The sequence below is a fragment of the Paracraurococcus ruber genome, from assembly GCF_004353985.1.
Classification (GTDB): Bacteria; Pseudomonadota; Alphaproteobacteria; order Acetobacterales; family Acetobacteraceae; genus Paracraurococcus; species Paracraurococcus ruber.
The window spans coordinates 1-6655 of the sequence record NZ_SMOA01000276.1 but is presented as its reverse complement, the minus strand read 5'-3'; the positions used below and the strand labels follow the sequence as shown (position 1 = coordinate 6655).

6 protein-coding genes are annotated in these 6655 nt (G+C 73.9%); 5 read left to right on the top strand and 1 reads right to left on the bottom strand.

What is annotated here, in order from left to right; translation table 11 throughout:
- Positions 1-83: 83 nt before the first annotated feature.
- Complete coding sequence (gene ggt, locus E2C05_RS26835) at positions 84-1796, top strand: gamma-glutamyltransferase (RefSeq protein WP_133222720.1); 1713 nt, start codon at positions 84-86, stop codon at positions 1794-1796.
- A gap of 55 nt (positions 1797-1851) precedes the next feature.
- Positions 1852-3165, top strand: coding sequence for an NtaA/DmoA family FMN-dependent monooxygenase (locus tag E2C05_RS26830; protein WP_133222719.1), 1314 nt, complete (start codon positions 1852-1854; stop codon positions 3163-3165).
- A 72-nt stretch (positions 3166-3237) separates the two neighbouring features.
- Here the strand turns inward: E2C05_RS26830 and E2C05_RS26825 are convergent, their stop codons facing one another.
- The gene (locus E2C05_RS26825; RefSeq protein ID WP_133222718.1) at positions 3238-3939 is read right to left on the bottom strand and encodes a substrate-binding domain-containing protein; all 702 of its coding nucleotides are present in this window, start codon (positions 3937-3939) and stop codon (positions 3238-3240) included.
- A gap of 127 nt (positions 3940-4066) precedes the next feature.
- On the opposite strand from E2C05_RS26825, the gene E2C05_RS26820 reads away from it, so the two are divergent.
- From E2C05_RS26820 to E2C05_RS26810, 3 genes are all read left to right on the top strand, one after another.
- Positions 4067-5038 (top strand): 2-hydroxyacid dehydrogenase, encoded by a 972-nt coding sequence (locus tag E2C05_RS26820; RefSeq protein WP_200306439.1) that lies wholly within the window; start codon positions 4067-4069, stop codon positions 5036-5038.
- Positions 5039-5459: 421 nt separating this feature from the next.
- On the top strand, positions 5460-6074 hold the full coding sequence (locus E2C05_RS26815) for a TetR/AcrR family transcriptional regulator (protein WP_200306912.1): 615 nt from the start codon (positions 5460-5462) through the stop codon (positions 6072-6074).
- A gap of 99 nt (positions 6075-6173) precedes the next feature.
- Complete coding sequence (locus E2C05_RS26810) at positions 6174-6506, top strand: DUF2852 domain-containing protein (RefSeq protein ID WP_200306913.1); 333 nt, start codon at positions 6174-6176, stop codon at positions 6504-6506.
- Positions 6507-6655: the final 149 nt, after the last annotated feature.

Below are 6655 nucleotides of genomic sequence, written 5' to 3'. Positions count from 1 at the left end.
CCGTCGCCGCCCATCGCCTCGCCCGGCTTGCGCCCGCCCGCCCGCGGCGCGACGCTCCGCCCCGGGCCGAGGGGATGATCCGCATGACCGCATCGGAATGGCGCAGCCGCGCCGGGACCCATTTCGTGCCGGAGAAGCGCCCCGCCACGGGGTCCCGCGGCATGGTGGTGACCAACCACCCGCTGGCCTCCGCCGCCGGCGCCGAGATGATCGCCGAAGGCGGCAATGCGGTGGATGCGGGCATCGCCGCGCTGTTCGCCCTGACGGTCGTGGAGCCGATGATGGTCGGCCTGCTGGGCGGCGGCATGACCCATCTGCGCCTGCCGGACGGACGCCACACCGTGCTGGACGGGCTTTCCACCGTGCCCGCCGCCGGCCGGCCCGACATGTTCACGCCCGTCAGCCAGGACTGGCCGGCGGCGCTGGTGACCGAGGGGCGGGAGAACGCGGTCGGTGCGAAGTCGGTCGCCGTGCCGGGCAACCTGCTCGCCTGGTGCGAGGCGCTGCGGGCGCATGGGTCCCTGCCGCTGGCCGATGTGATGGCGCCGGCCATCCGCCTGGCGCGCCGCGGCTTCGCGGCGACGCCCTACCTCGCCGAATGCATCGCCGAGGCGGCGCCGGACCTGGCGCACGACCCGGCCATCGCCGCGCTGCTGCTGCCGGGCGGCACGCCGCTGGCCGCCGGCGCGCGCCTGCGCATCCCGAACCAGGCGGAGACGCTGGAGAGCATCGCCCGCGAGGGGCCGGGCGCGCTGCATGGCGGGCCGCTCGGCGCGCTGGTCGCCGCCGACATCGCCCGCCGCAGCGGCATCCTGGGCGAGGCCGACCTGCGCGATGCCCGCCTGGTGGAGCGCGCGCCGGTGCGCGGCACCTATCGCGGCGTGGAGGTGGTGGGGCCGCCGCCGCCCTCCTCCGGCGGCGTGCATGTCATCCAGATGCTGAAGGTGCTGGAGGGCTTCGACCTGCGCGCCCTCGGCTTCGGCACGCCGGCGGCCTGCCACCTGATCGCCGAGGCGCTCAAGCTGGCCTTCGCCGACCGCGCCGCCGCCACCGCCGACCCGGATTTCGTGGACGTGCCGGTCGAGCGCCTGCTGTCCGCATCCTATGCGGCGGAGCGCCGCGCCCTGCTGGACCGCGGCCGCGCCCGGGCCTGGAGCGCCGGCGTGCCGGCCGCCGGCGAGTCGCCCAACACCACGCATCTGACCGTGGCGGATGGCGATGGCCGCATCCTGTGTGCCACCCACACCATCAACAGCCTGTTCGGCGCCCGCTTCCTGATCCCCGCGCTCGGCCTGATCCCGAACAACTACATGGCGCTGTTCGACCCGCGGCCGGGCCATGCGCTCTCCATCGCGCCGGGCAAGCGCCTCACCACCAGCCAGGCGCCGCTGATCGCGCTGCGGGACGGCAAGCCGCTCGTCGCGCTGGGCCTGCCCGGGGGCCTGCGCATCTTCGGCAGCGCCATGCAGGCGCTGATCAACCTGCTGGATCATGGGATGACCCTGCAGGAGGCGGTGGAGGCGCCGCGCCTCTGGACCCAGGGCCCAGGCGCCGCCGGCCCGCTGGAGGTGGAGGCGGGGCTTTCCCCGGCGACGATGGACGGGCTGCGGGCGCTGGGCCATGACGTGGTGCCGCTGCCGCATGTGGCGGGCGGCATGTGCGCCATCGGCTTCCGGGAGGACGGGCTGCTGGAAGGCGCGGCCTGCTGGCGGGCCGACGGCACGGCCATCGGCCTCGGCGGCGGGCTGGCGCGGACCGGCGTGCGCTTCTGGCCGGACGCCGCGCGGCGCGGATGATGCGTCTGGCACAGGGCATGCTTGGCACCGGGGCGGCGATGCGCGGAGCGATGCGATGAAACCCTTCCATCTCGGCTGGTTCCTGCAGGGATCCTCGGTGCAGGCCTGGGCGGAGCCCTGGACCGGCGCCATCGGCCGCGACTGGATGGTGCCGGACCTGTTCTGCGACATGGCCCGCGCCCTGGAGCGCGCCTGCTTCGACTACATCCTGATCGAGGACAGCAGCTATGTGGGTGAGAGCTATGGCGGCTCCACCGAGCTCTACCTGAAGCACGGCTTGGCGGTGCCGCGGCAGGACCCGGCCGTCACCGCCACGCTGATGGCGGCCGCGACCACGCGCATCGGCATCGTGCCGACCTTCGCCACCTTCACCCACCCGCCCTACCTGCTGGCGCGGATGATCGCCTCGCTCGACCAGGCCAGCCGCGGCCGGATCGGCTGGAACATGGTCACCGGCAGCAGCGACGTCGCCGCCCGCAATTACGGGCTGGACCGGCTGCCCGACCACGACCTGCGCTACGACATGGCCGACGAGTACATGCAGGTGGTCAACGGGCTCTGGGACAGTTGGGAGCCCGGCGCCATCATCGCCGACGAGCAGACGGGCGTGCTGGTGGACCACACCAAGGTCCATGCGGTGGATTTCGAGGGCCGCTGGTACCGCACCCATGGCCCGCTGAACTCCGGCCCCTGCCCGCAGGGCCGCCCGGTCATCGCCCAGGCCGGCGGCAGCCCGCGCGGCCGGCAATTCGCGGCGACCCATGCCGACACCATCGTCGCCAGCATCAAGGGCACCGCGGGCATGCGCGCCTATCGCGACGACGTCCGCGCCCGCGCCGCCGCCGCCGGCCGCAACCCGGACCATGTGAAGGTGCTGTACCTGGTGAACCCCTGCCTGGGCGAGACGGAGGAGGAGGCGCGCGCCCGCTTCGCCGCCCGCAAGGCACGGGCCGAGCAGCAGGTGCCGCAGCTTCTCGCCTTCTTCGGCAAGATCACCAATATCGACTTCACGAAGTACGACCTGGATGCGCCGGTGGATTCGCTCGACCTGCGCACCAACGGCCACCAGCAGTCGCTCGACGACTTCAAGCGCGTCGCCGGGAAGAAGCCGCTGCGGGAGGCGCTGCTGGCCTATCGCGGCAGCAGCGGATCGGTGGAGCTGGTGGGCACGCCGGACGCCGTCGCCGGCCAGATGGCGGAGGCGATGGAGGAGGTCGACGGCGACGGCTTCCTCATCTCCATGTCGGATGTCAGCCGGCGCACCGTCGCCGAGATCGCCGACGGGCTGGTGCCGGCGCTGCAGCGGCGGGGGCTGGCGCGGCGCGCCTACGGGCACGCGATGTTCCGCGACAACCTGCTCGAGTTCTGACCCTGCGAGGGAGGCTCTGCCTCCCTCGCCCTCCCACCGCCAAAGGCCGAAGGGCCTTTGGAAACCTCGAGTTCAGAACGCGGGTTCCAGCCCGCCATCCACATACAACCCACGATGCGCGGGCGCCGTCAGGTGGGCGAGCAGCGCCGCTGCCTCCGGCCGCGCGCCGGCGAACACCGCGCCGCTGAACACCGCCACCCCGCCCAGCGCCGGCGGCAACCGGCCGAGGATGTCGATGCCCGGCACCGCCATCAGCTCGCTCACCTGCTGGATCGCCAGCTCCGCCTCGCCGCGCGCGGCCAGCGCGCCGGTCAGCCCTTCCGGGATGATGGTCGCCTTGGCGTTCACCTCGGCCTCGATGCCCAGGCGGCGGATCAGCCCGGCGAAGAAGATGCCGCTCGCCCCCGCCCGGGAATAGGCGATGCTGCGCGCCGCCAGCAGCGCCTGGCGGAACTCCGCTTCCGTGCCGATCGCCGGCCGGGCCGCGCCGGCACGCACCGCGGCGCCGACGAAGGACCGCGCGATGTCCACGCGGCTGCCCGGCGCCAGCACGCCCTGCGCCACCAGCGCCTCCACCGCCTCCGCCGTCAGGATCGCCAGCGCGGCGCGTTCGCCCGCGGCGATGCGGGCCAGCAGCCGCTGCGTCGGGGCGAATTCCGCCACGACCCGCAGGCCGCGCGCCGCCTCGAAGCCCGGCGCCAGCGCCTTGAAGGCTTCCATGACGCCGAGCGTCGACAGCACCGCGAGCCGCGCGGCCGGATCATCCGCTTCCATCCCCCACCGCTACCGCGCCGGCGCCGCGCAAGGAAGCCCCGGGCTTGCCGGCCGCCCGCACGCGGCGGAGACTTCGCGCCACACCCTTGCGCCACACCCGCGCGCCACCTTGGGAAGGAAACCGCCAATGGCCCCGCGCATCCTGCTGATGGACAATCCCCTCTCCGCCATGGAGATCGCGCGGGAGATCGCGCCTTCCGGCATGGAGCTTGTGGTGGCGCCGCTCGGCAGCCCGGAATTCCAGGCCGCCGCGCCGGGCGCCGACTTCCTCGTCGGCTTCGGCAACCGCGCCATCGGTGCGGAATTCTACCGCGCCGCGCCGCGCCTGAAGCTGTTCCAGCTGCTCTCGGCCGGCTACGACACGGTGGATATCGAAGCGGCCCGCGCCGCCGGCATCCCGGTCTGCAACAATGGCGGCGCCAACAGCACGGCGGTGTCGGAGCATGCGATCATGCTCATGCTCGCCACCTGCCGCCGCCTGGTCTGGCAGCATGAGAGCGTGGCCGCCGGCCGCTGGCGCGGCAACGACCTGGCCGGCACCAAGCTGTACGAGCTGCGCGACAAGACCCTCGGCATCGTCGGGCTGGGCGCCATCGGCAAGAAGGTGGCGCGGCTGGCCAATGCCTTCGGCATGCGCGTGCAGTACTACGATATCCGCCGGGTGTCGGAGGCGGAGGAGGATGCGCTGTCCGTCCGCTTCCGCCTGCTGGGAGAGGTGCTGGCCACCTCCGACATCGTGTCGCTGCATGTGCCGCTCACGCCGGCCTCGAAGCACATGATCGGCGCGGCGGAATTGGCGGCGATGAAGCCGACGGCCTATCTGGTGAACACCTGCCGCGGCCCGGTGGTGGATGAGGCGGCGCTGATCGCCGCGCTGTCGGAAGGGCGGATCGCCGGCGCCGGGCTCGATGTCTTCGACCAGGAACCGCCGCCGGCCGACAACCCGCTCTTCCGCCTGCCGAATGTGGTGCTGACGCCGCATTTCGCCGGCCCGACCTGGGACAACCAGCAGGCCCGCTTCCGCAACGCCTTCGACAATTGCCAGCGGGTGGCGCGCGGCGAGAAGCCGCTCTGGGTCATTCCCGAACTCGCCGGCTGACGCCCTGCCGCGGCCGCCCCCGCCCCGGTCGGGAGGAGGCCGCACATGCCCCCACGCCGCGGGGCCTGCCCCGGGGCGCGAGGCATCGTGGGCGGCGGCGCGGCGGCACCCGCCGGTGCCCCCCGGCAGGTGCCGCCGCCGCCGCCAGATCACCCCGCCCCTGCCCTGGTGAATGCCCGGGGAGCGGCAGCGCGCATGGCGCGGCGCCGGGCATGGCCCGCCGCGCGACTCGGCCGCCTCAGGCAGGCGCAGCGGCAGCGCCGCGTCCAGCCCCCCGGCCCGGCCGCCGCACCGCCAGCCCCGGCGGACGGGCCTGTTACTCTCTTCGCCCTGCCTAAAAAAACATGCCTGGTGTAGTATTGGGGCCGACGGATGCGGATCGCCGCTTGCGTTGGCGCCCGATCTCCGTGATCCCTTCTGCATGGCACAGGTCCACCGCATGCCCGACCTCGCGGCTCGCCGCGGTTACCACCATGGCAATCTGCGCGAGGCGTTGCTGGAAGCCGCGCGGAACCTCGTCGCCGAACGCGGCCCGCAGGGCTTCACCCTGACCGAGGCGGCGCGCCGCGCCGGCGTCTCGCCATCCGCGCCCTATCGCCATTTCAAGGATCGCGAGGAGGTGCTGGCGGAGTTGAGCCGCCGCGGCTTCGCCCTGTTCGGCCAGCGGTTGCAGGCCGCCGCCACCGCCGGCGCCAGCCCGGCCGAGGGCCTCGCCCGCATGGGCCCGGCCTATCTCGCCTTCGCCCGGGACGAACCCGGCTACTACGCCGCCATGTTCGCCTTCCAGCCGCCACGGCCGGAGGACGAGACGGAGGAGGCGGCGAAGGAAGCGCCCTTCATGACCCTGACCCGGGCGGTCGCCGGGCTGCTGCCGAAGGATGGCCGCGACCCACGGCTGGTGGCGCTGCAGGTCTGGGCGCTGTCGCATGGCGTGGCGATGCTGGAACGGGCCGGCCTGCCGCCGCCCGGCAGCGATGCCCCCTCGGCCGAGGCGGTGCTGGACAGCGGCGTGGCGGCCCTGCTCGGTCGGCGGTGAATCCTTTTGACATCGCACGGCGGCCCATGTATGTGAATGTATCAAACATTCACATACGGGTCCGAGATGCCAGCCTTCGCCCTGTCCGGGATGCCTTCCATGGCCCGCCCGCTGGTCCCGTGGATGCCGTCGGTCCTGGCGGTCCTGGCCACGGTCGGCGGCTTCGCCCTGTGGTGGCCGCTCGGCCTGCTGGTGCTGATGCTGTGGCGCGGGCTGTGCCGCGCCGGCTTGGTGCGGCAGCCGCCCCGGCCGGACGCGCACCCGGCCGCCGGCGACACGGCTTGCGCCGCGCTCCGGCGGATCAAGGCGGAGCGCGCCGCGCTGGAGGCCGAGAGGCGCGCCTTCGGCGACTTCCTCGAGACGCTGCGCCGAAGCCGCGACCGGGAGGGGCCCGGCCGCGCCATGGCCGAGGCCGGGACCGCCCGCGGCTGAGGGCGCGCCTCGGCCCAAGGCGGACGACGGCCGGCCGCGCAGCGGCGTGACTGCGGCACAGCGCACAGGGCCGCTTCGCACGCGCGCACGCACCCTGGCCGCCTCGGCCAGCGGCGATCGGCCACCCGCCGCCGGGCGACGGCCACGCG

What these genes read in the sequence shown, in the direction of transcription:
- E2C05_RS26830 (WP_133222719.1), top strand. Translation starts at nt 1,852, where the DNA reads ATGAAACCCTTCCATCTCGGCTGGTTCCTGCAGGGATCCTCGGTGCAG.
- E2C05_RS26815 (WP_200306912.1), top strand. Translation starts at nt 5,460, where the DNA reads ATGGCACAGGTCCACCGCATGCCCGACCTCGCGGCTCGCCGCGGTTAC.
- E2C05_RS26810 (WP_200306913.1), top strand. Translation starts at nt 6,174, where the DNA reads ATGGCCCGCCCGCTGGTCCCGTGGATGCCGTCGGTCCTGGCGGTCCTG.
- E2C05_RS26825 (WP_133222718.1), bottom strand. Translation starts at nt 3,939, where the DNA reads ATGGAAGCGGATGATCCGGCCGCGCGGCTCGCGGTGCTGTCGACGCTC.
- ggt (WP_133222720.1), top strand. Translation starts at nt 84, where the DNA reads ATGACCGCATCGGAATGGCGCAGCCGCGCCGGGACCCATTTCGTGCCG.
- E2C05_RS26820 (WP_200306439.1), top strand. Translation starts at nt 4,067, where the DNA reads ATGGCCCCGCGCATCCTGCTGATGGACAATCCCCTCTCCGCCATGGAG.